Below are 26,823 nucleotides of genomic sequence, written 5' to 3' on the forward strand. Positions count from 1 at the left end.
ATTAATTATGCCTGTTATGCAATCCCGTGACTTTCTCCATACAACAGAAATAATATGAATAATAAAATCAAACGCTTTATTTTTTGTAGTGGTATTGTTTTCACGTTGGCTGCCTGTTCGAATCCGCCATCACGTCAAAACTTTGACTACTCGCTTTCGCAAGGACAACTCGAGTTAGCACAGAAAATTGCACTGGAAGAAGGCGTCTCTTCTGACGCTGATATTGCCACTGAGCTATTGTGGTCCCTTGAAGCCGGCGCTTTATTGCGAATGAACACCGAGCTGGACCGTTCAACCAAAGTTTTTGATACTAGCGAAACGCTAATTAAAGAAAATGAGACACAAAATCTGGCGGCATCCGGATTTAGTCAGGCAGCTTCGATGGTGGTTAACGATAACATTATGAGTTATACCCCCAGGGTATATGACCGCGTAATGGTTAACACGTACAAAGCATTAAATTTTTGGCAGCAGGCTAATTTTAATGATGCCCGAGTAGAGTGGAACCGGGTAGACGATCGCCAGCGCCGGGCGGCTGAATATTTCTCTAAAGAGATTAATGCGCAAAAAGACAGCGTGAAGAGTAATAACCTCGGCGAAACTTACTCTGGTGCAATGGAAAGGCTGGGAGATTCAGGCGTTGATGTCGCTAAATGGGCTCCTTATGACGGTTATATCAATCCGGCGTCGCTCTACCTGCATGGTCTGTACTTTTTAATTAATAATGAAAGTGCTGCCGATCTGAATAAAGCCAAAGAGAGCCTGAAACGGGCTTATGCTCTGACCCGTAGCAAGCAGATCCGTGCCGATCTCAACCTTGCTAATGCCGGTCGTAAAGTTGCTCCGGGCGTTTGGGTTGTGTTTGAAAATGGTACTGCTGCTCATAAAGTAGAACGTCGTATCGATCTGCCATTATTTTTGGTAACCAGCCGTGTCGTGTATACCGGTATGGCATTACCAGTGCTTGAATCAGGTAGTCCGGCGTATCCTTATCTTTCAGTTAACGGAGGGAGACAAACGGAAACCTTCGCCAATATGGATAAAATTATTCAGGGCGAATTTAAAACGGAATTTACCGGTATTCTGATCAAAGAGTTGACCCGTGCAGTACTGAAAACCGCCGCACAGGCTTCGATGAGAAACTCTGATAATAAGACTGTCAGATTACTTGGTGCTCTTACTGGCATCGCTCAGGCGGTCACTACACAGGCAGATATTCGCAGTTGGCATACCTTACCCTACGAGTTTCAGGTAACCTATGTGAAATGGCCAAAAGATGGGCAGCTTCAGATTAATCCATCAGGTGGCGCTGCGATTCAGGTAGATTTACCAGCAACGCCTCAGCCGGTGGTGGTTTATGTAAGGGCGTTGAACGCGAATACGGTTCCACAGGTCAATTTGTTAACCAGTAAAAACGCTATCTAGCCCTGTTTTACAGGCAGAATTATCATTCTAATCATTAAACTGTATTGAGAACTTTCATGATGAAAATTTTAAACAAAAAAACGCTTCTTGCTGTGGCTGTTGCTTTCTCTCTGGTTGGCTGTGCTGAACAAGGCGCCTACTACGTTGACAGCAAAAATGACAGCGTTGCTGTTATGGGACTGGATTACAAAGATTTTGAAATGGCAGCAACTAATATGGTTGATGACATGTTAAGTTCTGACCTGCTGGTTCATCCTCAGGGTGGTCGTTATGTGTTAACCGTAACCGGTATTGTGAATGATACCGATCAGCGTATCGATACCGATCAGTTAACCAAAAAAATTCGTACCAGCCTGTTAAACTCTGGGCGTTTCGTGGTTACCACTGCCATTAACGCTAATGGTCCGGAAGATGAAATGACCCGCAAAGTTCGTGAGTTGCGTAAGTCAAAAATGGTTAACCAAAAAACCGTGAAGAAAGATGGACGCGTTATCGCTCCTGATTTCTCCTTAACCGGTAAGATCATTCAACAGAATCAACGTGTAAATTCCAGTACTCAACAGGTTGAGTACTATTTCCAGCTAACCCTGACCAATCTGGACGATGGTTTAGCCTATTGGGAAAAAGAATATCCAATCATCAAGCGTGGCGACAACCGTACTGCCAGCTGGTAATGATTGTATGGCGTAATGCTGCTGGTTTCTTCGAACGGTAGCATTACAAAACCAACTTAATCCATTAGGGATGTCCGAATGAAAAAATGGATCCTGGTACTTGTGGCTTTTTTCGCGTTTTCATCTGCTGCTTATGCAAAAATTGAAACCGTTGAAGCACAAGGATACGGTGAAACCTACGAAAAAGCAGTTGATGCCGCGTTGGCTGATGCCGTTCGTCAGGTTAATGGAATGACCGTTTCAACACAGTCAGAACGTGCTGGAAACTATGTTCGCATCAATGATAAAAGTGATGCGAGTGGTGATGTTAAAGGTACCAGCGTTCAGGACGACCAAAACAAAGATGATTCCTTTCTGAGTAATAAGAAAGGCAACAGTACTTATACTGAAAATATCAACATTAACGCTGCAGCAAACAGTAATCGTGATGTTACCGTCAATGCAGGTCAGAGTGCTCAAATCAACACGCAAAGCGCGGGTATCGTTAAAGGATATAAAGTCAAAACCCGTGATTGTGATGCTAAAGGCTGTACCGTTGTCTTGACTGTTGAAGTTGATAAAGTTGAGCGTAAAACTTCACAGGCATCTTCTCAACGTGACCGTTTAGCAATTATTACTACAGGTAACCGCAGCCGTTCTGCCTTTGCGAATACCCTTCGCCAGGAAATCACTGACCGCATCGTACAGTCACAGCGTTTTACCGTGCTGGATCGCAGTGCTACCAACGAAAAAGCTTTTGCTCAAGAAGAGAAAATGCTGGAAGGCCGTTCAGATAACGCCGCCAGCGTAGGACAAACTGCCCTGCTTGCTGACTATATTCTGGTTATCAATGTGACTGAAGCCGGTGTAAAAACCACAACTAAAGTCACCAGCGTTGATTTAACCGGCGAGTTTGACGTTAGCAGCTCCCACAGAACGAAAGTGACCGTACGCTATTCATTATTGGAAGCAGCGACTCATGGTATTCAGTGGTCTGATTCCAGCGTGTTCGAACAAGGTGGTAGATATATTGAAACCGCCCGCAAGCAAATCAGTGATGTTATTGCCGATAAAATTGTCAATAAGCTGACACCGGCCAAAGTAGTTGCAGTGACTAACGGACAGATCGTTATCAACCGTGGTGAAGCCATGGTCTATGACGGTGACCGTTTTGATATCTATTCTCAAGGTGAGCAACTGGTCGATCCGGATACCGGGGAAGTACTGGGTGCAGCTGAAGAGAAAGTGGCGACCATTCTGATCACTACCATTAAAGACAAAATCTCTTACGGTATTGTTGAAAGCGGTAAGATCGATGTTATCGAGAAAGGCGCCGTTGCCCGTTTAGCAGCGCCATTACCGAGTGAAAATAAAGCCCCTGCCGCCAAAAAGACAACGTCAACCAAACCTAAGGCAAAAGCCAAACCAGCGGCTAACGAACAGCGCCTGGGGGATTCAGGCGGCGTATTCCTGAAATAGTTGTTACCGATAGCAAATAGCTTATCTATAGCCAACCTCCGGGTTGGCTATTTTTTTATCACTTTTTTATTCGCTGATGTCTGTGAACGCCTTCTGACTATTTCACCGTATATTTTCACATTAAAATCGTCCATTAGCATTTAACATGGATATCGATAACAATATGTCATTCCTTTTGTTAAAAACAAAACTACTGCTAAACATAGGAAGAAATCAGTATTAAGCTTTATCCTGTTTAAATAACCTGAAGCCTCAACCTATTTTGATTTGTTATTTAATGCGTTTTTTTTAATGGAACGCTTCAATATGAATTAACATATCACTGACGACAACAATCAATGGTGCTGAATATGTTTAACTTCGATTATTACAACCCAACTCGCATTATGTTTGGTACTGAACGTATCAAAGATCTTGGTACTCAATTACCTGAAGATGCCAAAGTACTTATTACCTACGGCGGCGGAAGTGCTAAACGATTCGGCACCATTGATGAAGTGATTCAATCATTGGGAAAACGAAAATATATTGAGTTTGGTGGCATCGAACCGAATCCCCATTACGATACCTTAATGAAAGCGGTTGAGATTGTAAAAGCGGAAAAAATAGATTATCTGATTGCGGTTGGCGGTGGTTCAGTCATCGATGGCACGAAATTTATTGCCGCAGCCGTTTACTTTGAAGGGGATGCCTGGGAAACGTGGATTAGCAACGCGCCATTAAAGCAAGTATTACCGATTGGATGTGTATTGACCCTTCCCGCAACTGGATCAGAGATGAATGGCACAGCCGTAATTAGTAATACGGCGCTCAACGCTAAATTAAGTCATAAACACCCGTTACTTTTCCCACGCTTTGCTATTCTTGACCCAAGAAAATCTTACACGCTTCCAACCAAACAATTGGCAAATGGTGTGGTGGATGCTTTTGTTCATGTTGCCGAACAATATTTGACTTATCCAGTCTATGGCAAAGTTCAGGACCGCTACGCTGAAGGACTAATGCTAACCTTGATTGAAGAAGGCCCTAAAGCCCTAAAAGAGCCTGAAAACTACGATGTCAGAGCGGCCATCATGTGGAGTGCTACTCAGGCCCTTAATGGTCTTATTGGCGTCGGTGTACCGCAAGATTGGGCTTCACATCGTATCGGATACTATTTTACTATCCACCACGGCCTTGACCATGCTCAAACATTAGCCATTCTTCTTCCTGCGGTATTAGACGTGCAGAGAGAAAATAAACGGCTAAAACTACTACAATATGCAGAAAGAGTATGGCAACTCACTGAAGGATCGGAAGAAGAGCGTATAAATAGTGCTATTACGCTTACTCGCCAATTCTTCGAAAATATGGGACTTCCGACTTATCTTAGAGCTTACGGGATCCCTGAATCAGCAATTGAAGAAGCAATTAACTATTTAAAAAGGTTTAATTTATTACCACTGGGAGAACATAAAGATATCTCAGTAATTGAAGTCCGAAAGATTTTAAGTTTAAGTTACTAACCCTCATCGGCAGAGAATAATAATACTATAAACGCTTGTTCATTCTCTGCCGACATACTATTATATATGCGTCAACGGGATGATGCCGTTGATACTCTGGTATAATATTATTCACCAAGCAGTTTATAACCTAACGTAACATTCACTTATGCTAGTTTAGCTCGCTTGGGCTACCATTCAATTCAGTCTGCAATTAAAGTAAAATATAATGAGCGATATTGATTATTTAATGATGTTCCGCAAATGCTCTAATCACGATAGCTTAGAGCGTCTTTATGATAAATTAAATTATTCTTTAGTGGATAATAATGTATTAGCTAATATGTATCGTGCTGCCGATCATCGCCGTGCAGAATTAGTAGCTGGTAAACTATTTGACTTAGGTAAAGTACCTAAAACTATCTGGTCTCAGGTCAAATAATTTATTTAATAAATTAAGAATTGCTATTCGTTATTTATCTTTATTTGGCTTGCTATGCCCATAAGCTGGCCAAGACTTAAGTGTGCTTATTTACACTTATAATTTATATGTATTTAGTAAGCCCGATAATGGTTTAGCGTTAGCTATCTCCGTAAGATAGCTAATGGACTACCAATAAGTACACTTTATCAAGCCGTTCTGGTATATATTCACAATCGCGTAACTAACATATTAAATACAATATATGAAGAGATATATGTAAATACTATGTAACAAGGTTTATTTAAAGTTACATATTCATGATAATAAGAAAACATATAGATATAAGGCATAATATAAAGAGATATATCATTGCCTGATAGAAACCCTCCAACACTTAATTTTAATCATGAAATAACTATTAACGTATATTGATAAAAATACCGCTATTATATAGTGACCTTATATAAATTTTATTCTATCTTCGCTACTACCTCTGATTAAATAAACCTGAACCTATCAAAGATAAATCTGTTCCAGTCGACCGTATTTCGAAAGAACAACATCCAATAATCCGGTTACAACACTATTGTTTTCTACTACATTTTCGTCATTACTATTGGGAAGAAGCGGTTAGATTAAATCACGGTTTACTGACCCAATATCATTGCTCATTTACCTAATATCGCCAGTATCAAACCGAAGAAGCTCTTCTATACTTATCATTGAAACGGGTTAATCTGGACATATTCTAGTCATAAGGCATGAATAATGACAAAGTGAGAGGTATAAATGAAGTATTGGTTATCAATAATATGCGGTGTATTAGTTACTTTCTCATTAGCCGGTTGTGTAGTGACCGAAACAACCGTCAGCCATCACTATGGCTCTAATGACCCGGCGATGACAGCACAAAAATTTTATAGTCAGTACTTTGCTAACGGTAGTGCAGGCCTTCCAACTGATACGCAACTGACTACATTCAAACCTTATATAAGTACAGAACTCTACCAATCGCTGGAAGATGCCAAAAAACGACAGCAGAATGAAATTAAGCAACATCCTGATGAAAAACCATCACTGATCGATGGCGATCTATTCTCCAGTCTGTTCGAGGGCCCTACATCTGTTGATATCCCCTCTATTCCAGTATTACCCAGTGCCAATAACGTGACTTTACAGGCTAATTTTACCCGAACAGAACAAGGCAAAGATATTCTTCACTGGGCTGATGAAATCAAAATGATTAAGCAAAATGATAGTTGGGTTATTGACGATCTGGTATATAAAGGCAATTGGGATTTTGCTGCTAAAAGTACTTTAAAAAAAGTGTTATCCGATAAATAACCACGTGAATTATTCAGTCATTTTTGTCTAACATCGCGTCAATTTGTTCAGTTGATGAACACTCAAATTGAAGTTAGTAATTTAGCGTTGACAGCCTGAATAGAGATGGATATGATTCGCCCCGTTCACACGATTCCTCTGTAGTTCAGTCGGTAGAACGGCGGACTGTTAATCCGTATGTCACTGGTTCAAGTCCAGTCAGAGGAGCCATATTTAGAAAGGCCCGCTATTTAGCGGGCCTTTTGCTTTTCAGCTTTGTATTTGCTTCTCTGCTCCCGGGGTTTGCCATTCATCTAGCGGGATTGGGCGACCAAAATAGTATCCCTGCCCTCTCGGGCAACCTAATTCATAGAGCCTGTCAGCGACTTCCTTGGTTTCAATGCCTTCTGCAATAAGAGGAACGTTCAACCCTTTCGCTAAGCGAATCACGGACGAAATGATTGCCTCGTTTCTGGCACTGTCCAGAATACCGCTAACAAAATCCCGGTCTATTTTCAGGCAGTCGAACTGTAAACGATGCAAATAGGAGAGACTGGAAAAACCTGAACCAAAATCATCAATAGCGACAGAAACCCCCAATGCACGTATTCGCCCCAACTGTTCACTGATAATCGTGCCCTTCTCAAGCAAAATAGATTCCGTTAACTCTATCGTCAGGTTACCGGCCGACAACTGGAATTCATTTAACGTTACCACAATAAGATTATAAAAATCAGTCTGATAAAGTTGTCTGACAGAGACATTAATATGAATATTAAAATCGGCGGGCCACCCGGAGGCTATTTTTAATGCCAGTTGTCGACAGGATTCTCTCAATACCCAGCGCCCAATCGACAAAATTAAACCCGACTCTTCTGCCAGTGGAATAAATATATAGGGGGGAACCATGCCATAGGCTTTACTCTGCCAGCGAATTAGCGCCTCAGCCCCTATAACCTTGCGATTGTGTAAATCAACTATCGGTTGGAAATAGACTCTCAATTCCTGATTTAACTCGGCCTGATTGAGTTCCGCTAGCATCTGAGTATTTTCAACCGCCCGGCTCATCATTTCCGGACGATAAATTTCAAAAGCGCCAGCCCCTCTTTTTCTCGCTGCTTCCAGGGCAACAGAGGCATTTCTTAAAATCACCGCTAACGTTTGGTCATCAAAGACTTCTTTAACCAAACCTATATTTCCCGCAAATAATAGATGTTCACTCTCACATCCTTGGGAGTTGATATAAATATGCACATAACGGGCGATCTCATCTTCTGCTTTCTCAGAACCACAGCCTTCCGGATAACAAACGGCAAACTCAATATCGTTAACTCTGGCTAATAATGTCCGGGGAGGAACAATGGCTTGTAGTTGTTTAACAAACTCACACAGCAAAGCCTCGCCTTTTTGATAACCAAGACTATTATTCACTGCATTAATATTATCCAGACTGAGCAATATCAGACCTTTCCAAACCGTAGCATTCTCCTGAATGCTCAATACCTGAAGCTGTTTCTGTAGCCCTTCCTTACTCAGCAAACCGGTTACAGAATCATAATAAACCTGATGCTCCAGTCGTGAGAATGCCGTTGATAGCGTCGATGACATATCATTAAAGGCATCATTCAGTTGCTTAATCTCTTTTAATTCAAAGCGAGATTGATGTGCCGGAGACCATTTTTGCCCGGCGAGCAGGCGTGCCTGCCTGGCTACATATTGAATTGGGTTAGTGACTCGGGAAAGAATGAACCAGGCCATAGTGACGCCCAGCAAAAAAATAACAAAAATCATGCTGAAGGTAGTTTTTCTTTCATCACTCAATTGACCAACAAAATCACTTTGAGGTATGGCAACGACAATACGCCAGTTATTTAACCCTAACTCTTTACCGAAAGAGACAATCCGTCCGTAGTAGATTTCACGATCGATACTTAAGGTCATTTTGCTACGTTCTGGATGAGATAAGTAAGGTGCAATGGTGCGAATAATGGCACTCTCACTATTTTCTGGCGTTAACAGGTGGGCACGCTCCTGTTCTGGCAGATTATTCTCTGGTCTGAGAATCGGTTTTTCTATTGTTGAGTGAGAAATAATTTCATTGTTATCGTTAACAATAAAAATAACCCCATTACCCAAATTAGGGATCTGCTGCAGATAGCGGTTAAATCTGTTTAACTTAATATCGCTTGATACCACGCCAACATAGCGATTATCCATATCATAAACAGGACTGCTGTATGAAATACTAATGCCTCTGATAGCATCCAGATCCCAATATGCTCTGGTCCAGGATGGCTTTCGACTGGTATTCACCTCACGGAACCAGGGACGAGTTCGGGGATCGTATTTATCTATGGTTTTGATGATTGAACTTTTGGTATCCATACCTGAATAGAAATTCAGGGTACCCTGAGTTCGTTTATCTTTTAAAATTAACGTATAAGTATCGGTAATAGTTTCACGGCTAACGCCAATATAATCGCCATTCACTGCACCGAATGCTACCAGACTAAGCTGCGGGGAATAAGGGAACACTCGCTGCATAGTCGCCTTCAATGGAGATTCAAACTCATCCAGATTGGCCATCTCCCCGACAATAGCTCTTGCATTGTCATCTCAACTGAGGCATTCGCCTGTATGGGTACCTTCAGGAAATTAAACAAATTAGTGTGAACATACTCGATATGAGCAGAAATCAGCTTGTCGCTAAGGCTATCGAAGATACGATTTTCACTGCGGTATTGTAAAAAGACGGCTAAACCAAACATGATGGTTAATATGAAGAAAAACAGCGATGTCACAATCAGTTTTAAAGAGATTGAGTTTAATAACCGCACCTATTTCACCACTTACTGTTTGCCTGACTCAGAGTACTCACGGATTATCAAAAATATTGAATACACCAACACAATAACTGACATTATCCGTGAACAACCATATCTTTAGCTAAAGATAACTTAAGTTTATATTATTTCTGACTAAAGTTATGCTAAATACAGAATTTATCTAAAAAATATAATCTGAGCAGGAATATGTTCGATAATGTCAGCAAGACTGATACTGTTGCCGTTATTTATATGAACAAGAGTTGAACTAACTGACTAAAACAGAAGCGATTACCTGGCATTTTGGGCGAAGTATAAGCAAACGCGCTATTTTCCCATGTTGAGCGGTTGACAGTGTTAGCAATGGCAGATATCATGCGCCCTGTTCACACGATTCCTCTGTAGTTCAGTCGGTAGAACGGCGGACTGTTAATCCGTATGTCACTGGTTCGAGTCCAGTCAGAGGAGCCATATTTAGAAAAGCCCGCTTTTTAGCGGGCTTTTTGCTTTCTGATTATCATCACTGCGATACAACTCGTTAATTCACATCCCTGTCACCATTAATCAATTAACTCCACTGACTACTTCTGCCCTCAGCCTGGTTAATTTGGTTTATAAAATTAACGACCCATGGTTACTCATAGGTAACATTCAAAATAGCGACACTATTTGCTTGCCCCGGCATCACTTTTGTCAGAGTTTGATAATAGCGAGTTTTGAATGTCACTCGTTCCGTGGTCAACGCCGAATTTACCAGCTCAATTGGCTGATTAAGTCTTAATGGCTGTGAGTTATAAAGTATTTGAACGCCAAGACCACTAGCGACTCCCGGTGAACCTTCATTAGTTAATGCCAATACACTATCATCACCCACATCGGTACTCTGCACACCTTCCAACGTTGCCGCAATTTTAGCGCTTTCATTTCCGGTACAGTTAAAATCAACATTAAAGGTATTTTCAGTGCTTGTTGGGCCAATTTGATTAAGTGTTCCCGCATAAACGTCTCCAAGTGAGACCGGAACATTAGGCGTTGTGGTATTACAACTTAAAGACTGCACCGCAATATTCGTGGTACCTGCGATAAAAAACCGTGAGCTTAATAAACTACTGTAATAATAAACAAACTGTCCTGATTGAGGGATAGTAACGGCTATGGGTTGAATAGTATCAATTGCTACCAGCTCTACGCGATACATAAATGTTGGCGTATAAGTCGTACCAATAAGAAAATTAGGAGAAAACGGTATATCAACCTGAGGATAATACCCTTTAGGTGCACCTGAAGTATTTGAGTTATTTGAATAGCTTATCCTTACGCCAACAGAAGGATTGCTGGTAACATAAACTCCGCTGTAACCATCAGCGGATGTCATTGGGGACTCATAACCAATACGATTCTTATTTCCACTTTCATTACATCTGATTGATGTTGAACCAGTATTGTACCAACCACTATCCCAAATGGTCGTTCCCGGCTGAACATTTCTTTTTACTGAAATAGTTGCCGGTAAATTGATGGTACCATCAATTCTACCAGTATCATTGAACAGGCAATCAGCACTGGCTGTTGCACTACACAATAGCCCTGAAATGAGCAACAAAAGGGTATAGATTGCCTTTTGCCAATAAACATTATGATTCATATTAATATTCCACTTAACACTTTATTATGTATCGTTATCTCTCTGGCGATATTTTTATTATTTATATAAATATCAGTCATATATAAAAGTAACCAACATCGCACCAGAAATGCTGCCTGATGTTGCATTTCCAGTAGCGCTATAAACACGAGCCAGAAAATCAAAATCGGCTGAATGTGTTACTGATGAAACACCTTTAATCCAACGCCCATCCACTGGTGACAAAGAGTTATCACTCCAGACTGAGTTTGCCGGTATCACTTTTATACCGATATTCTGTGCGCTTCCCGTACTGCCATATCCCGAATTATCATCCGGATAAGGTAGCCCAGAGAATTGAGCGGTTACGGAGGTTGTGCTTTCGGGACAATCCTTAACAGTAATTCTAAAATTCTTAATTGCCGGAGAATACGATCCCGCTTGCTGGAGATCGAGGGCTGACATTTTGCCAAAATCCACACTCTGGACTGCGGTATCAACCACACAGGGTGAAGCTAACACTCGCCCCTGAATATTTACCGTTACGTTTTCTGCCCATCCATCCTGACCAACGAGTGTCAAAATAAATAATAACTTTAGCCAATTAAATTTGGTCTTCATCATGTCTGATTTCCCTGTTAAACGTCATACACTGCTTTACTGAAAACAATAATTTTGCCAATCACAATTACGATTCATACCGCTATTCACACACCGTATTCAGCATATAAATTCCCGTTTCAGGGGTATCTTGCGTATTGTTATAACCAACAGAGCATTGTTCAGATGAAGAATTACCCCATTTAACTTTCAGTTGCCCTTTAGCTTCCATTCCGGTCATAAAGACCTGACCATTTTCACCAACTATCCCCGCCTGACTCTTTTTATCGCCCATCACAGCGACGACTGCACCAAAGGGAACGGGCAGATTATCCTTCTGTAATAACGTAATCAGCATCCGCTGTCCGACGTTAGTATTATATTCGGCACGCACTACTGCGCCCCGAGTGGGCGTTAACATTTGGCTGGCTATTGTCATATCAACATCATCGGCAAAAGAGCTGGTATCCAGCGTGACTACATTTTTGCGATACGGCGTCATATAAGGAACGACGGCATATCCACGCCAGTCGGTACGAACGCCGGTATTGTTAGTCACACCAACGTCATCAGCATCAGGGGCTTTTACCAACGCGACCGTTTCTCCCAGTGATTGGGATAAAGTAATGCCATCGCTATGCACTAATACGCCGCCTTCCAGCCCATAGTTCAACCGTTGCATATTTGAGTCGTTACTATAACCAGCATTAACCCTGCCATATCTTCCCCGATAATCCACGCCAGCATTACCACTGCTCCCTTCGCCCTGACTGGTATATCCCTGACTGACGTTATAACTAAGGTTATTATTTTCCAGCGCAGTACCACCTAAACCTACGGTATTTGTAGTTTTGCCATGGCGACTACTACTCAGGCTGTAATTGGCGTAGCTATTGGACAGCCAACGATCTAGCGGAACACTGATATTTAAAGAGAAAATCTGATCGGTATTATTGGTTTTATCGCCGTTACTATCCGCACTGTTTTTGCTATAGGTATAATTCATTCCATAGCTGATACTGTTCCAGTTGTTGCTATAGCCTATGCTGGCAGACTGAGTGTTACGCCGATCGTTCCAGTAATCTTCATTTATCAAACTAACCGATAGGCTACCTGTCACTTTGCCCAGATGTTGGCTTAACATCAGCTCAGAACGACTTTTCTTATGATCGTAAAAACTATTTCCAACTTCGTAATTGCCGGTATAACTGTTTAACGTCTCTTGTAGGGTATAAAAACCTGATGTGGAGTAACGATATCCTGCCAGTGCAAAATTGGTTCCGGTTTCAACAAAATTTTTGTTATAGCGTACCCGCCAGGATTGTCCCTGCTGGCTGGATTGATCTTTAAGTGAAGCGTTGGAGTCAGTCACATCAATTGACAACGCTCCTATGGTGCCCATATTTTTACCCAGACCGAATAGCAAAGACTGGTATTGATTACTGGCAATCTGCGTCCCACCATAAATTGTGGTATTCCACGGCAAACCATAAATAGCGGTTAACTGACCGAACGCTTTCTTATCCACATCTGAATTTGAAGAACGGTATTCCCCACCAGTAATACTGTATTTAAAACGTCCTTCTCTTTGTAAGACCGGAACCGCCGCATAAGGCACGGTAAAATTCTGTTCAGTGCCGTCCGCTTCTTTTACCGTAACGGTAAGATCGCCACTGCTGGTCGTTGAAAACAGATCGGTGATTTCAAATGCGCCAGGAGGAACATAGCTTTGATATATCTGATAACCATTTTGATGAATAGTGATTTGCGCATTGGTATTGGCAATACCTCTGACCACCGGGGAATAACCACGCATACTATCGGGCAACATATCATCATCAGAAGCGACTTGAACACCGCGAAAAGGCACGCTGTCAAACATATCGCTGGATGAATAGCTATCACCGATAACCAACTGGCTTTTCAGTGGAATAATGTCGCGCTGTACGTAAGTATTGATGGAATCCCATTTATCATTTCCATCACTATCCCGATTCCAGGTTGAATAATTACGCAAACGCCAGGCCCCTGCATTAAGCCCCGAACGCAAATTCAAATAATAATTGCTGCTATCTTGAGCACTACTGTCACTAATCCGGCTGTTAGAACCACTAAAGCTATAGTTCAGTAAAAGTGCACTAATTCCCTGATCTAATTTGTCAGGTGATACATAACCGCGTGCCTGAGCGTTCAGTCCAGCCTGAGGAATGCTTAAATTTAAGCGCTGTTGACTGAAATTAAAATCAGTTGATGCCAAAGGAATTATTTGGGTCAAATTGACACATTGAGTGTCATCTTTAGTGGATGGAATCAGTCCAGATTTGACCCCCAATCCTTCAAGCATTCCGGTACTCAGGCAAGGTAACAGAGTTTGTTTTCCGTCTTGATCTTTCTGTAACTGAAAATCAATCTCTAATGATTCCACCATCTCATTATTAAGATAGAGATCAACCCGATATTGACCTGGCGCCTGTGGACCATCCTGTTCAAAAACGCTGAGATCGGTACCCGCTAGTTCTTGCTTATCCAAAGATAATAAAGCCGGATTAAAATACTCTTCAGCACAAACCTGATGAATATTTCCCAGCAACAAGGCAAGATGAAAAGCAAGTAATGTCAGCCTGAAACCGCAAGAACCAATAACTTTAGAGCGTCTATTAATTATCCTTTTCATTACACATTACTCCATTGTTCAGACATGACTTTTACCCCGCCAACTTTAATTTCTGGCAATATATGGATATCAATCCATTCGTTTAGAGGTTTCCGGTATAGGTTTTACTGACACCACCATAGTCATTGATGATTTGCCAACTCAGCTTTCCACTTGAATTTTTTGCTAATGATTTAAAACTTGTACTGGAATGGGGAGCAACCATCGTAGAATCAGGAATGGTGGAACCATTAATCTTTATAGTGAAAAAAGTTATATAATAAGGAGAGTTATTGGTGACGCTAAAACCATTACCGTCGCGCTGCCATTTCAATTCCTGAGCAGCCTCTTCCAGAGTTCCACTTAATTCTTTGGGGCGATAAAATAATTTAATTCGCGTTTTCACTGCAATTTGTAATGAATTCTCTTTTTTATCGGCAGAGGGAATTGATTTAATATTTAGCCAAAATAAGGATTCCTTATCTTGTGGTAAATCACCACCCGCTCTAACAATGCGTAATACATTCTCTTGCCCACCACCATTTAAACGAAATAATGGTGGAGTAACAACAAAGGGGGCTTTTTCTGTTACACCGTCCTGATTATCAACCCAGGATTGTATTAAATAAGCCGAATTATCAGGATTACTGATATTAATTGTGGATTCTTTTTTTCCGCCATCATAAATAAGACGAGTCCCACCAATAATCACGCCGGAATAAGCCATACCACTCAGTGATATCAACAAGGTCGCTATTAATAGTTTTATACTTTTTTTCATTTATTATTCCTGAATAATAATGATGTAAAGATGGGTCAGGAGCATTACTCTCCTGACCTTACTTTCATTTATTAACTAAGTTATGAAATGTTTTATCTGATTATTAAGGATAAATAATGGTGAAGTTTGCTACTGCATTAGCAGCACCAGCCGTAACTGTTGTGCTGGTTGATACATAATAAGCAGTAAAATCCAGTGTATTATCTCCAGCTACAAGAGGGGTGTAAGTTGTAGACTCAGAACCTAACACAATTTTTTGACCTGCTTTATCTTTAATTTGAACACCTACACCAGCAGCGCCACCGGTAATATCCAGAATATCGGTTTTTCCAGATACGGTTGTTCCTTCAAAACGGACAGCAACACCTGATGTCAGAACATCTGTAGGGCAGTTTTCTAACTTCAAGCTAAATGGCATTGGCGAAGATGTATCACCTGCTGCAGTAAACACAGTTTTAGAAACTCGACCTAAATTAACATCCAAATTCTGGCTGCTACTTTCAACAGTACAAGCTGACTCCAAAATTGTACCTTTAAAATTGACTTTACCATCTTCAGCAAAAACAATTGGACTTAAAGCTGTGCAAGCTAAAGCGGTGGAAAAAATAACATATTTTTTCATACTATTTTCCTTTACATATTAAATGGTAAACCATTTTATGCATTTCTATTTATGACATGACCCCATGTCATTCCCTGTTTATTCGCTTAAGATAATTGAGTTCCGTCGGTTAGTATAAAACCAACCGCCTAAAATCAATTTTTATTCGAATATTAATATTTGACGCCATTAAAATAAAAAGTCTAATGCGTTTTAAAAACTCACCAACCAATCAATTCAAGACAGTTGAAATATACTATATAAAATTTGGAACTCAATACCCGTGACATGTTCATAAGAATTTAAACAGATAATTAACAATAATTACATCCGATTGTTTTGAATGGAATTAATTTAATTTAAGATTTAACACATTAATAAAAATAAAAAATTACTTAATAAATTAAGAATAAAACAAACAAAATACAAAACCATATCGCATTAAAAATAAAATACATTTATATAAAAAATGAAACCAAAAAAATCGATTAATAGTTATTAATTAATTGAACAACAATAAGTTAAAATAAAACAGAAGAGAATAACATTAACCACCACAAGGAAATGGTAAGTCAGATCTTAAAAAAAATAGATAGTAATATGAAAAATATAAATTTCCACATAAGCGTTGTAAATTACTTAATTTTTATTTTAAAAGAACAAAAAAACAACATAAAATAGGATTGAGATATTAAATAAATTTAATACCAAAAGCGTGTATCAGCCACTACTTAATAAGAAAAAACCAGAAAAATAGCCTTAGAAAACAAAGAGTATAATAGAAATTTCATATTTCATTTTGTCTACAGTTAAGTAATATTAAAAATAACAGCGTTAGTCATATCAAAAACTATCAGTTCTTCCTGACTTTTTTAGAACACAGATAGATACCAGGTACAATAAACATCGCACTCATAACATGGAACCACTCCAGTTGAACATTCTGGAACAGGATGGCTAATATCCCTCCAGAAAGTGGGATGATATGGGTATAGACCTCTCCACGAGTTGCACCGATCTCCTGTATTCCTTTATTCCAGAACACATAGGCCAACCACGACGGAAAAATAACCAAATACAGCAATCCCACAATAAAACTCATATTGACGTAATGTTGAGCATCAAACTCAACGTTATTGAATACCATATAAAACATCATCACCGGAATGAGTATTATTGCACCAAGAGAAGAGCTTACGGCAACGAAAACATTGCCAGAGATAGATTTATCTTTTAATCGCAGAAATGAACAATAAAATGCCCAGCTTAGTGCCGATCCCATAGCCCATAAATCACCAACGTTCATCACGTGGAAAGCTTCAATATTTGTCACCTCCCCTTCTAAAATGAGATAGACAACTCCAATCAGGCTCAACAACACCCCTATCACATTATTTAGCGTAATATTATCTTTGAAAATCAATTTATTAATAAGTAACACCATACATGGCGTTGCGGACATATAAATCGCCGCATTCAATGAAGAAGTGTATTGCAAACCTATATAGAGAGTTAAAGGAAACAGCACTTGTCCAAAGATGGCCAGAAACAGGATAACAAAAATAGCGTTTTTAATTTTTGTCTTGTTTGCTTTTACTTGATGCCAATAAAGACTCATCAGTAATATCCCGGTGATGGCCCACCGGGCTTCAGAAAGAATGATCGGATCGGCATTTTTTACCAGAAAGTGACCTACGACATAGTTTCCTCCCCAAAAAATAGCCGCTAACGTCAATATCAGGTAAGCCATAAAAACCACCACTTTGTTTTAAATAATAAAATTAAATTAGCCTGTTTCATTGATATGCTTAATGATATCAATCAAAAAATGATCGGCACAGATTACATTAGCTACTGCCAACAACGGATAATGACATGATTTTATTAACATTATTTGAATTTATGATATGAAAAAGCCCTGACCAAAGTTAGCCAGGGCTTTAGGGTAAAACAAATTGTGAGTTAAACATTAATACTTCAACAGATCGTTACTACTAAAAACTAGATGTACACGTTTTACATAAGAGAAAAATTAAGTATTTATAGCTAAAAATCCCTCCGATTTATTGACCGAAACACTATAATTTTCTGCACATTTAAACTATTAAGTTAGTTTGTTTTCTTGGGTTCAACTAACTCAGTACACCACCTACGCAACAGGTTCTCAATTCATCATCAGTCTGAAACTGTCACGCGCCCTTTCGTTCCCGGCACGCGATGATACTTTAAACTTCGTGACCCGACTTCTGCCGCAATGACAATTATTGATACCCAAATCGCGGCTTCTTCTCATTAACATGCGTTAACTACGAGGCCCTTATCGCGTTTTTTAGACCAAACGCCAGCGTTACAAAATCACCTGAAAGGTTGATTGCGCCTGCGTTACAGACCAATCTAACCCTTTATAAAAGCTTGTCAATACTGTTTTTTTATACATATGAAATTATCTTTTTTTCATAACAAAATCAGCCAGCTAGCAACTCTTAAATACGATGCAATTTTTCCATTCCCTTTTTAGTCAAAAAAAGATTATTTTCCCCCCGTTTTTTTAACGAGTAAATTTACAGCGACTATACTTATTCATACTCTATTTATGACACATTAATCTCATTTTTATATAGATTTTATAGGGTTAGAAAAATAACCAAATAGCTTATAGTGACTGAGTTATGTTCGATATTTACACAATTTTAAGAAATTGTGACAACTATCACCTTATGTCCCAGGTATTTATTTTACGCTATGAAATAAATACCCTGACCTGAAATTCAGACTCATTGTTCTTAAACCGTCCTGACTAAAACAGACGTTATCCTGGAGCACTTTCCATGTTTAAAAATCTCTTTGCAAATTTGCAAAAAGTCGGTAAAGCACTGATGTTACCAGTATCAGTGTTACCTATTGCCGGTATTTTACTCGGTGTAGGTGCCGCTGACTTTAGCTGGTTACCAACTATTGTTTCTAAAGTAATGCAGCAGGCTGGTGGCTCTATCTTTGAACAGATGCCTCTACTATTTGCTGTCGGTGTAGCGCTTGGTTTTACCAATAACGACGGTGTTGCTGGTCTGGCGTCTATCGTCGGATATGGCATTATGGCTGCAACGTTAAACGTAATGGCTGAAGTTTTGGGCGTTGCCAAAATTGATACCGGTGTACTGGGCGGTATTTTAGTTGGTGGCCTGGCCGGTTATCTGTTTAATCGCTTCTACCGTATCCAGTTACCTGATTATTTAGGTTTCTTTGCCGGTAAGCGCTTTGTCCCTATCATTACTGGCTTCATCTGTATTGCTCTGGGTATTGTGCTTTCCTTTATTTGGCCTCCAATTGGAAATGCCATCAGTTCATTCTCTCAGTGGGCCGCTTACCAAAACCCTGCTTTAGCCTTCGGTATTTATGGCGTAGTTGAACGTTCATTAATTCCATTTGGTTTACACCATATCTGGAACGTTCCTTTCTTCTATGAAGCAGGCCAGGCTTGCGTTATTGATAGTAAGATTGTAACAACAATCGCCAGCGAAGCTGCCTGTAAAGCTGAAAATGGTCGCTGGATCACGGGTGAAATCCAACGCTACCTTTTAGGTGATAAAACTGCGGGTAATATGGCCGGTGGTTATCTGTTCAAAATGTGGGGCTTACCTGCAGCGGCAATAGCTATGTGGCATACGGCTAAACCAGAGAACCGCGCTAAAGTGGGCGGGATCATGGTTTCAGCAGCCCTGACTTCATTCCTGACTGGTATTACTGAACCAATCGAGTTTGCTTTCCTGTTCGTTGCTCCGGTTCTGTATGTTATCCATGCGGTATTAGCAGGTTTAGCTTATGTCATTACTATCCTGTTGGGCGTTAAGCACGGTATGACCTTCTCTCACGGTGCTATCGACTTCACTCTGTTCTATCACCTGTCTACCAAAGGCTGGATGTTCTTTATCCTTGGTCCTCTATACGCCCTGTTCTACTATGTGGTTTTCCGCTTTGCTATCGTCAAGCTGAACCTGAAAACGCCAGGCCGTGAAGATGATTCTGCAGTAGAAACTGCCAGCGGTAGTAGTACCGATATGGCTCGTGAACTGGTTGCCGCATTCGGTGGTAAAGGTAACATCACTAATCTGGATGCTTGTATTACTCGACTACGCGTTGGCGTAGCAGATGTTGCACAAGTAGATCAGGATAAGCTGAAAAGTTTAGGCGCTGCCGGTGTGGTGGTTGCTGGTTCAGGTATTCAGGCTATCTTCGGAACCAAATCTGATAACCTGAAAAGTGATATGGATGAGTATATTCGTAACAACTAATATTATTCTACCCTGTTAAATATTAAAGCCATCTCTTATAAAGATGGCTTTTTTATTAAAAAAACAGAGAGCAATGCTCTCTGTTAAATACAAATTAAAAACTCAAATATTAATAGCTCGTGTAAGCGTCGCGATATTCTTTCGCCAGTTCGTTAATTTCATCCTTACCTAAAACCATTCCACCGAGAAATGCAAAAGAACCAATGAGTCCTCCCATAATTGCTCCCCCTAATGAGCTGATAAGGCCAAGCCCTAAAATACCGCTAATCTCACCGCCTACTTTGGCTCCACCAACAAAACCAATCAGGCTACCCTGACCAAAACCACATAGAGCACCTTCCACCACATCACTAAAATTTGCCGCCCATCCACCGTTCACTGCATCCATTTCACTACTGCTTAATTCACGCATTTATATTCCCTTAAAGTACATTTAATTATACATTTAGCTTAATAGGTAACTAATTTGATTACTATAATTAATCAAATTAATAATATCATTATGGAATTATTTGTTTTAGCTTGATTCATTATATTTATTCGTTAAATAAATTATTAGCCACTTTCACTTACAGCAAATTAAAATTAGAGTGATAACAATAGAGAATATATTCATAAAATTAAAAATTGATTTATTTAATCAGAGGAATAGAAACTATTATTAGTAAGAAATAAGTTCTATTAAGGATGGTTTATCAGAAATAATATATCAAAAATATCCGATAAAAAATAGACTTTAATCTTACTCATTGATTTCATTAAAAATAAACCCTCAATATTTCGAGGGCTTATCCGAATAATAATTATATCTCGCTTTGATAATCGGCTGATATAAACTTTTATTTAACGTCTGATTTCGCTTTCATTTTCTGTGAAATATCACGACGTTCTTTAGACAATTCTGCATTTTTAATAATGTACTCATCCACACGCTCTTCATAATCGCTCTTCATATTAGCGATAATGGCCTGGATATCCTCAATACTCATACCTGGCTTGATATACTCGCCCAGGTTTTCCAGTAGCAGTACGCGTTTCTGGTTGTCACGGATCTTCTTCTCATTATCCACAATTTCACGCTTCAGTTTGTTTTTACGGCGAGACAGGCGTACATATTCCAGCACATTTTGAAATGAAGGTTTAGCGTTTTCCATCATAGTACCCTTACTTAATAAATAAACAGTTTTGAATCATAAAAGCTGCCTACGATAGTACGTAAGTCGAGCGCGATCTGCTACTGAAAAGATAGTTTTCTGTATTATTGAGTATCAATAAAAAATCCGGACCAGGCCGGATTTTTTTATTTCACTGAAGAAGCAATTATTCCATCCATTCGGTATGGAACACACCCTCTTTATCAGTACGCTTGTAAGTATGCGCACCAAAGTAGTCACGCTGCGCCTGAATCAGGTTAGCAGGCAATACTGCCGCACGGTAGCTATCATAGTAAGCAATAGCCGCTGACAGGGTTGGCGTTGGAATACCATGCTGTACCGCATAGGCTACGACATCACGCAGCGACTGTTGATATTCATCGGCTGTTTTCTTGAAGTAACTGGCCAGCAGCAGGTTGGCAATTTGACCATTCTCAGCATAGGCATCCGTGATTTTCTGCAGGAATTGAGCACGAATAATACAACCGGCACGGAAAATCTTAGCGATTTCACCGTAATTCAGATCCCAGTTATATTCATCAGAAGCTGATTTCAGTTGAGCGAAACCTTGAGCATAAGAAACGATTTTACCCAGATAAAGTGCACGACGAACCTTCTCAACAAACTCTGCTTTATCACCGCTAAACGCCTGAGCTTTTGGACCGGTTAATACTTTAGAAGCTGCAACACGTTCGTCTTTTAACGCCGAAAGGAAACGGGCAAATACCGACTCGGTAATCAGCGATAATGGAACGCCAAGATCCAGCGAGCTCTGGCTGGTCCATTTACCGGTACCTTTTTGTGCTGCTTCGTCCAGAATAACGTCTACCAGATAGTTACCGTCTTCATCTTTTTTACGGAAGATATCAGCCGTAATTTCTACCAGATAGCTGTCCAGTTCGCCTTTATTCCATTCGGTAAAGGTTTCTGCCAGTTCAGCATTAGACAAGCCAACCGCTTGCTTCAGCAGCGAATAAGCTTCTGCAATCAGTTGCATATCGCCGTATTCGATACCGTTATGCACCATTTTGACATAGTGACCGGCACCGTCTGAACCGATATAAGTGATACAAGGCTCACCGTTGGCTCTGGCCGCGATTTTTTCCAGAATTGGCGCGACCAACTCATAGGCTTCTTTTTGCCCACCAGGCATAATTGAAGGGCCTTTCAATGCCCCTTCTTCACCACCGGACACACCGGTACCAATAAAGTTGAAACCTTCTGCGGATAACTCTTTATTACGACGGATGGTATCTTTGTAGTAGGTGTTACCACCATCAATCAATATGTCGCCTTTAGCCAGATATGGCTTCAGCGATTCAATGGTTTTATCCGTTGCTTCACCGGCTTTTACCATTAATAAGATACGACGAGGGGTTTCTAACGAGTTAACAAACTCTTCTACGCTATAACAAGGAACCAGTTTTTTACCCGGATTCTCAGCAATAACCTCATCGGTTTTATCGCCGGAACGGTTAAAAATAGAAACGGAATAACCGCGACTTTCAATATTCAACGCCAAATTGCGGCCCATAACCGCCATTCCAACGACACCAATTTGTTGTTTAGACATAAAAACTCCTGGCTGACCGGACAAATCCACCCGTTAAAATAACAACAAGTGAACAACTTATTCATAACAATTATGATACCCCAGCAAAGTTGCAATTGGTACGACAGAAATTGCTATTGCAGAAATTGCTGGCGTTAAACTTATTACTGTTAGTGTTTGGCTTTAGTACAGGTTTTACCATGAATTCATGGTGATTTATGCGTGATAAAACCCAGTGATTATTATCGAAAAACAGGAAAAATGTCCCACATTAATAGACTTTTTAACTTCTGCTATGATTTACAATGACATAAATTATTGTCGTCATCGCGTTTACACCATACAATTATTCGAGCAGCATGTGCTGTGTAACCTGAAGGTAACCACCTGACTTATGGAATGGATCGCTGATCCAACAATTTGGGCCGGCCTCGCAACGTTGGTTGTGCTCGAAATCGTTCTGGGTATTGATAACCTCGTCTTCATAGCCATTCTGGCTGACAAGCTCCCTAAACATCAACGAGACCGCGCACGCGTTGTCGGTTTGGTTCTGGCATTAGTGATGCGCCTGGGATTACTTGCCAGTATCTCCTGGCTTGCTACGCTAACCGCGCCGCTTTTCCACCTGCTTGAACATCCTTTTAGTGGACGTGACCTGATCATGTTGATCGGTGGTCTGTTCCTGCTGTTTAAAGCAACCATGGAATTGAATGAGCAGTTAGAGGGGAAAGACCACGACGATCAAACCCAGCAAAAAGGTGCCAAATTCTGGGCGGTTGTTGCGCAAATAGTGGTATTGGATGCCGTATTCTCATTAGACTCAGTGATTACCGCGGTTGGTATGGTCGATCATCTGGCCGTTATGATGATTGCCGTCTGTATCGCCATGGGTCTGATGTTACTGGCCAGTAAGCCACTAACACGCTTTGTAAACGCACATCCAACCATCGTTATTTTGTGTCTTAGCTTCCTGCTGATGATTGGTTTCAGCCTGGTAGCAGACGGATTTGGCTTCCATATTCCGAAAGGTTATCTGTACGCCGCGATTGGTTTCTCTATTCTGATTGAAGTATTTAACCAACTATCAATAGCCAACCGCCGTAAATATCTGTCGTCCAGCCGTCCACTACGCCAGCGCACTGCAGAAGCTGTTCTGCGTATGCTGAGTGGAAAACACGAAGATGCCGAGCTGGATAACTATAGTGCAAATCTGATTGCCGATACGAAAGAAGATGACGGGCTGTTTAACCAACAAGAACGTCGCATGATCGAACGTGTATTAGGCATGGCTCAGCGCTCTGTTGGCAGTATCATGACTTCTCGTCATGATATTGAAAATCTGGATTTAAGTGAGCCGGAAGAGACCATTCGCCAGCTGCTACACAAAAACCAGCATACGCGAATGGTGGTAACGGAAGATGGTTCCGTTGATGAACCGTTAGGTGTGGTGCACGTTAATGATTTGCTAAAGCATCATTTAGAACATCCGGACTTAAATATCCGCTCGCTGATTAAACAACCGTTGATATTCCCGGAAACCGTATCCTTACTCATGGCGCTGGAACAATTCCGTAAAGCTAAAACACACTTTGCTTTTGTGGTCGATGAATTTGGTTCAGTGGAAGGTATTGTTACTCTGACCGATGTTATGGAAACCATCGCCGGTAATCTGCCTGTTGATGGTGAAAATATCGATGCTCGCCATGATATTCAACATGAGGCTGATGGCAGCTGGATTGCCAACGGCTATATGCCGCTGGACGATCTGGTGGTTTATATTCCAATTGAAATTGAAGAGAAGCGCGAATATCACACTTTAGCCGGTTTGTTGATGGAACATACCCAGCATATCCCGGGCGTGGGCGAACAGGTGAGAATTGGTGAATGGCTTTATGAACCGTTGGAAGTTAACAGCCACCGTATTCTGAAGGTTCGAATTACTTCACTGGCAGAACCAGAACTGGAAGATGAGTAACGCTTAACAAACACCCTACTCTGAACAAATGAAGAAGGCGCATAATGCGCCTTCTTTTTTTATCGTTATCTTAGTTTTTCTAACAGCTTCTGAATGTCTTTGCTCTCTTGCTTGTCTTTATTCTTATCCAGCCACTTGTCGATCGCTTTACCCACTTCCCCTTTCAGCTGGTCTTTCAGAATTTGTTCTACGTTCAACTGATAGTTCAGCTTGTTCCACGGTCCATAAATGCGTAAAGGAATCACACTCTTTTGCAGCAATGAGACAATATCAGACTTGCCCTGCCAGCCTTGCGTTACCTTGATATTTAATCTCATATCGCAGGATTTAGCAGGCAGGTTCAATACACCGGTTCCCGCTACCGTCAATAGCTCTGATGCGCCATTCATTCGGGTCACTTTCAGTTGCCCCTGATTGAAAACGGTATCAACCACCAGATTTTTCACTTCCGTATAGCGTTCATAATGTTCCATTCCCTTCACATCACTGTTGCTACGGGAAGCCGCTTGCTGAATCAGCTGTTGGATATTGAGCCCGTGCAGTCGGGCCTGATTGATATTGATATGTGCATATCCTTGCCAGCCTTTTTCAAAATCATTGAAATTACTATTTATGCTATTGAAAGTACCCTGAGCCGTTACTGTTCCGGTTAAGGTTTGAGGATAATTCAGCGTTTTCAGCAAATCCCCCAACGCTACGTTCTGCATCGTGGGTTTAACAGTAATCTGGGGAACCGCAGAGGTTGCATCTACGGTTCCTGTCGCTTTAACAGAACCACCAGCAATAACCGCCTGCAAAGAATCAATCACTGCTTTACCTTGTTGATTGCTTCCCTTCATCACAACCGAGCTGGCTGGAACACCGTGATAAACCAGATTATTAACCTCAAGATCCAACTGAGCATTAAAGGTCTTTAAAAAGCTTAAATCAGGCTGAATGCTTAATCCATTGGCAGAAGACGTCACGGGCGCAGGCGTTTCTTTGGCACTGGCTATTGCTCCCTCTTCATTATTATCTTTAGTTACCGCCTGAGGAAAAAGCTGATCCAAATTCAGCGAATCTGCTTTCACTGCCAGCGTGTAAACCGGGGTGTCATCCAGTGTCGCAGAAATATCGGCGGTTACATGGTTCCCGTTAAAGGTTAACGCCAGCGGGGATATTTTCATGCCCGGTGGTGAACTAAGATAAGACAGATTAAAGCTACCATTACCCTGAATGCCTTCCACTGGAATATCAGCTCCCTGCAACTGATAATCAAGGCTATTAACTGCCAGTTCTAACCCTTGTGGAAAGTGATTCAGATTGAGTCCACCATCCAGTGAAAAACTTAATTCTCGCTGGTCGCGATTAATGCGCGCCTTGGCAGTAACATCTGCTTTACGGGTATCGGTGCGGGTAAGCGTCAGATTAATATCCCGAACATTGATAATATCGTTTTCACTACGCTGCCAGACTAACAGGCTATCTGCAATTCTTACCTTACTTAACTCAAGGGACCAGTCTGATGCTGTTGATTCAGCCGGAGACTTAGGCGCGTGAGTACCTGCCGGAGCAATCGGTGCATCCTGTGATTTTTGGCTTTGCGTTTCCGGAATTAGCTGAATAACGCCGCCTTTTAACACCACGTTTTTAACAATTAACTGGTGAGATAACAGGGGGAACAGCTCAACATCCAAACGCATATTCTCAGCACCAATTATCGGTTTAGAAGCACCGGGTGCTGTCAGGCTCATCTGTCCGGCCAGAATACTTAACTGAGGCCAAACGTGCCAACGCAGGTCCCCTTCAATTTTTAGCTGATAGCCGGTTTTATCCTCGACGTTTTTCACCATGTAATCACGAAAATCATTCGGATTAATCAATAAAATCAGCGCTGTCATTCCGGCAACAACGACTACCAGAATAATCGCCAATGTGGTTAAGAATCGTCTCATGGAATACTGTCCCCAACGGTTAGCACATTTAATCCATCAAATTAATA

Annotated in this window: 19 protein-coding genes and 2 tRNA genes; 10 read left to right on the top strand and 11 right to left on the bottom strand. The window is 40.9% G+C overall.

Features of this window, described 5'->3' with window-relative positions:
* The first annotated feature begins 54 nt into the window (after positions 1-54).
* From EKN56_RS05250 to EKN56_RS05280, 7 genes are all read left to right on the top strand, one after another.
* A complete protein-coding gene (locus EKN56_RS05250) occupies positions 55-1,425 on the top strand; it encodes a COG3014 family protein (protein ID WP_130590845.1) in 1,371 nt (456 codons plus the stop codon).
* A gap of 56 nt (positions 1,426-1,481) precedes the next feature.
* Complete coding sequence (gene lpoB, locus EKN56_RS05255) at positions 1,482-2,099, top strand: penicillin-binding protein activator LpoB (protein WP_210405336.1); 618 nt, start codon at positions 1,482-1,484, stop codon at positions 2,097-2,099.
* A 78-nt stretch (positions 2,100-2,177) separates the two neighbouring features.
* A complete protein-coding gene (locus EKN56_RS05260; RefSeq protein ID WP_130590846.1) occupies positions 2,178-3,557 on the top strand; it encodes a hypothetical protein in 1,380 nt (459 codons plus the stop codon).
* 350 nt (positions 3,558-3,907) lie between these two features.
* Complete coding sequence (locus EKN56_RS05265) at positions 3,908-5,062, top strand: iron-containing alcohol dehydrogenase (protein WP_130590847.1); 1,155 nt, start codon at positions 3,908-3,910, stop codon at positions 5,060-5,062.
* Between the two features lie 208 nt (positions 5,063-5,270).
* Positions 5,271-5,483 (top strand): transcription modulator YdgT, encoded by a 213-nt coding sequence (gene ydgT / locus EKN56_RS05270; protein WP_130590848.1) that lies wholly within the window; start codon positions 5,271-5,273, stop codon positions 5,481-5,483.
* A gap of 771 nt (positions 5,484-6,254) precedes the next feature.
* Positions 6,255-6,809 (top strand): DUF3828 domain-containing protein, encoded by a 555-nt coding sequence (locus EKN56_RS05275; protein ID WP_130590849.1) that lies wholly within the window; start codon positions 6,255-6,257, stop codon positions 6,807-6,809.
* Between the two features lie 134 nt (positions 6,810-6,943).
* Positions 6,944-7,019, top strand: a tRNA-Asn gene (locus EKN56_RS05280).
* A gap of 39 nt (positions 7,020-7,058) precedes the next feature.
* Here EKN56_RS05280 and EKN56_RS05285 read toward each other — a convergent pair.
* Positions 7,059-9,374: a bifunctional diguanylate cyclase/phosphodiesterase gene (locus EKN56_RS05285; RefSeq protein ID WP_130590850.1), complete on the bottom strand. Its 2,316-nt coding sequence runs from the start codon at positions 9,372-9,374 to the stop codon at positions 7,059-7,061.
* A 634-nt stretch (positions 9,375-10,008) separates the two neighbouring features.
* On the opposite strand from EKN56_RS05285, the gene EKN56_RS05290 reads away from it, so the two are divergent.
* Positions 10,009-10,084: transfer RNA gene (locus EKN56_RS05290), tRNA-Asn, on the top strand.
* 163 nt (positions 10,085-10,247) lie between these two features.
* On the opposite strand, the gene EKN56_RS05295 is transcribed toward EKN56_RS05290, so the two are convergent.
* The 6 genes from EKN56_RS05295 to EKN56_RS05320 form a co-directional block, all read right to left on the bottom strand.
* Positions 10,248-11,258 (bottom strand): fimbrial protein, encoded by a 1,011-nt coding sequence (locus EKN56_RS05295; RefSeq protein WP_130590851.1) that lies wholly within the window; start codon positions 11,256-11,258, stop codon positions 10,248-10,250.
* Between the two features lie 72 nt (positions 11,259-11,330).
* Positions 11,331-11,861: a fimbrial protein gene (locus EKN56_RS05300; RefSeq protein ID WP_130590852.1), complete on the bottom strand. Its 531-nt coding sequence runs from the start codon at positions 11,859-11,861 to the stop codon at positions 11,331-11,333.
* 79 nt (positions 11,862-11,940) lie between these two features.
* The gene (locus EKN56_RS05305) at positions 11,941-14,511 is read right to left on the bottom strand and encodes a fimbria/pilus outer membrane usher protein (RefSeq protein ID WP_130590853.1); all 2,571 of its coding nucleotides are present in this window, start codon (positions 14,509-14,511) and stop codon (positions 11,941-11,943) included.
* Positions 14,512-14,593: 82 nt separating this feature from the next.
* A complete protein-coding gene (locus EKN56_RS05310) occupies positions 14,594-15,271 on the bottom strand; it encodes a fimbrial biogenesis chaperone (protein WP_130590854.1) in 678 nt (225 codons plus the stop codon).
* Positions 15,272-15,374: 103 nt separating this feature from the next.
* The gene (locus tag EKN56_RS05315) at positions 15,375-15,893 is read right to left on the bottom strand and encodes a fimbrial protein (protein WP_130590855.1); all 519 of its coding nucleotides are present in this window, start codon (positions 15,891-15,893) and stop codon (positions 15,375-15,377) included.
* A gap of 832 nt (positions 15,894-16,725) precedes the next feature.
* Positions 16,726-17,622 (bottom strand): DMT family transporter, encoded by an 897-nt coding sequence (locus EKN56_RS05320; protein WP_130590856.1) that lies wholly within the window; start codon positions 17,620-17,622, stop codon positions 16,726-16,728.
* Positions 17,623-18,700: 1,078 nt separating this feature from the next.
* On the opposite strand from EKN56_RS05320, the gene ptsG reads away from it, so the two are divergent.
* Positions 18,701-20,161, top strand: coding sequence for a PTS glucose transporter subunit IIBC (gene ptsG, locus EKN56_RS05325; RefSeq protein ID WP_130590857.1), 1,461 nt, complete (start codon positions 18,701-18,703; stop codon positions 20,159-20,161).
* A 109-nt stretch (positions 20,162-20,270) separates the two neighbouring features.
* Here the strand turns inward: ptsG and EKN56_RS05330 are convergent, their stop codons facing one another.
* The 3 genes from EKN56_RS05330 to gndA form a co-directional block, all read right to left on the bottom strand.
* Positions 20,271-20,573 carry a Blp family class II bacteriocin gene (locus EKN56_RS05330; protein ID WP_130590858.1) on the bottom strand — a complete coding sequence of 101 codons (303 nt, stop codon included), beginning with the start codon at positions 20,571-20,573 and terminating at the stop codon, positions 20,271-20,273.
* Between the two features lie 427 nt (positions 20,574-21,000).
* On the bottom strand, positions 21,001-21,315 hold the full coding sequence (gene tmaR / locus EKN56_RS05335) for a PTS system regulator TmaR (protein WP_108901911.1): 315 nt from the start codon (positions 21,313-21,315) through the stop codon (positions 21,001-21,003).
* A gap of 166 nt (positions 21,316-21,481) precedes the next feature.
* Positions 21,482-22,888, bottom strand: coding sequence for an NADP-dependent phosphogluconate dehydrogenase (gene gndA, locus EKN56_RS05340; RefSeq protein WP_130590859.1), 1,407 nt, complete (start codon positions 22,886-22,888; stop codon positions 21,482-21,484).
* A gap of 373 nt (positions 22,889-23,261) precedes the next feature.
* Between gndA and EKN56_RS05345 the strand changes: the two genes are divergently transcribed.
* The gene (locus EKN56_RS05345; protein WP_130590860.1) at positions 23,262-24,842 is read left to right on the top strand and encodes a TerC family protein; all 1,581 of its coding nucleotides are present in this window, start codon (positions 23,262-23,264) and stop codon (positions 24,840-24,842) included.
* 65 nt (positions 24,843-24,907) lie between these two features.
* Here EKN56_RS05345 and asmA read toward each other — a convergent pair whose 3' ends face one another.
* Positions 24,908-26,776 carry an outer membrane assembly protein AsmA gene (asmA, locus tag EKN56_RS05350; RefSeq protein ID WP_130590861.1) on the bottom strand — a complete coding sequence of 623 codons (1,869 nt, stop codon included), beginning with the start codon at positions 26,774-26,776 and terminating at the stop codon, positions 24,908-24,910.
* Between the last annotated feature and the right edge of the window lie 47 nt (positions 26,777-26,823).

The sequence above is a fragment of the Limnobaculum zhutongyuii genome, from assembly GCF_004295645.1.
Taxonomy (GTDB): Bacteria; Pseudomonadota; Gammaproteobacteria; order Enterobacterales; family Enterobacteriaceae; genus Limnobaculum; species Limnobaculum zhutongyuii.

What these genes read in the sequence shown, in the direction of transcription:
- EKN56_RS05345 (WP_130590860.1), top strand. Translation starts at nt 23,262, where the DNA reads ATGGAATGGATCGCTGATCCAACAATTTGGGCCGGCCTCGCAACGTTG.
- EKN56_RS05330 (WP_130590858.1), bottom strand. Translation starts at nt 20,573, where the DNA reads ATGCGTGAATTAAGCAGTAGTGAAATGGATGCAGTGAACGGTGGATGG.
- EKN56_RS05295 (WP_130590851.1), bottom strand. Translation starts at nt 11,258, where the DNA reads ATGAATCATAATGTTTATTGGCAAAAGGCAATCTATACCCTTTTGTTG.
- EKN56_RS05265 (WP_130590847.1), top strand. Translation starts at nt 3,908, where the DNA reads ATGTTTAACTTCGATTATTACAACCCAACTCGCATTATGTTTGGTACT.
- tmaR (WP_108901911.1), bottom strand. Translation starts at nt 21,315, where the DNA reads ATGGAAAACGCTAAACCTTCATTTCAAAATGTGCTGGAATATGTACGC.
- lpoB (WP_210405336.1), top strand. Translation starts at nt 1,482, where the DNA reads ATGATGAAAATTTTAAACAAAAAAACGCTTCTTGCTGTGGCTGTTGCT.
- EKN56_RS05320 (WP_130590856.1), bottom strand. Translation starts at nt 17,622, where the DNA reads ATGGCTTACCTGATATTGACGTTAGCGGCTATTTTTTGGGGAGGAAAC.
- EKN56_RS05260 (WP_130590846.1), top strand. Translation starts at nt 2,178, where the DNA reads ATGAAAAAATGGATCCTGGTACTTGTGGCTTTTTTCGCGTTTTCATCT.
- asmA (WP_130590861.1), bottom strand. Translation starts at nt 26,776, where the DNA reads ATGAGACGATTCTTAACCACATTGGCGATTATTCTGGTAGTCGTTGTT.
- EKN56_RS05275 (WP_130590849.1), top strand. Translation starts at nt 6,255, where the DNA reads ATGAAGTATTGGTTATCAATAATATGCGGTGTATTAGTTACTTTCTCA.
- EKN56_RS05310 (WP_130590854.1), bottom strand. Translation starts at nt 15,271, where the DNA reads ATGAAAAAAAGTATAAAACTATTAATAGCGACCTTGTTGATATCACTG.
- gndA (WP_130590859.1), bottom strand. Translation starts at nt 22,888, where the DNA reads ATGTCTAAACAACAAATTGGTGTCGTTGGAATGGCGGTTATGGGCCGC.
- EKN56_RS05285 (WP_130590850.1), bottom strand. Translation starts at nt 9,374, where the DNA reads ATGGCCAATCTGGATGAGTTTGAATCTCCATTGAAGGCGACTATGCAG.
- ptsG (WP_130590857.1), top strand. Translation starts at nt 18,701, where the DNA reads ATGTTTAAAAATCTCTTTGCAAATTTGCAAAAAGTCGGTAAAGCACTG.
- EKN56_RS05315 (WP_130590855.1), bottom strand. Translation starts at nt 15,893, where the DNA reads ATGAAAAAATATGTTATTTTTTCCACCGCTTTAGCTTGCACAGCTTTA.
- EKN56_RS05305 (WP_130590853.1), bottom strand. Translation starts at nt 14,511, where the DNA reads ATGAAAAGGATAATTAATAGACGCTCTAAAGTTATTGGTTCTTGCGGT.
- EKN56_RS05300 (WP_130590852.1), bottom strand. Translation starts at nt 11,861, where the DNA reads ATGATGAAGACCAAATTTAATTGGCTAAAGTTATTATTTATTTTGACA.
- ydgT (WP_130590848.1), top strand. Translation starts at nt 5,271, where the DNA reads ATGAGCGATATTGATTATTTAATGATGTTCCGCAAATGCTCTAATCAC.
- EKN56_RS05250 (WP_130590845.1), top strand. Translation starts at nt 55, where the DNA reads ATGAATAATAAAATCAAACGCTTTATTTTTTGTAGTGGTATTGTTTTC.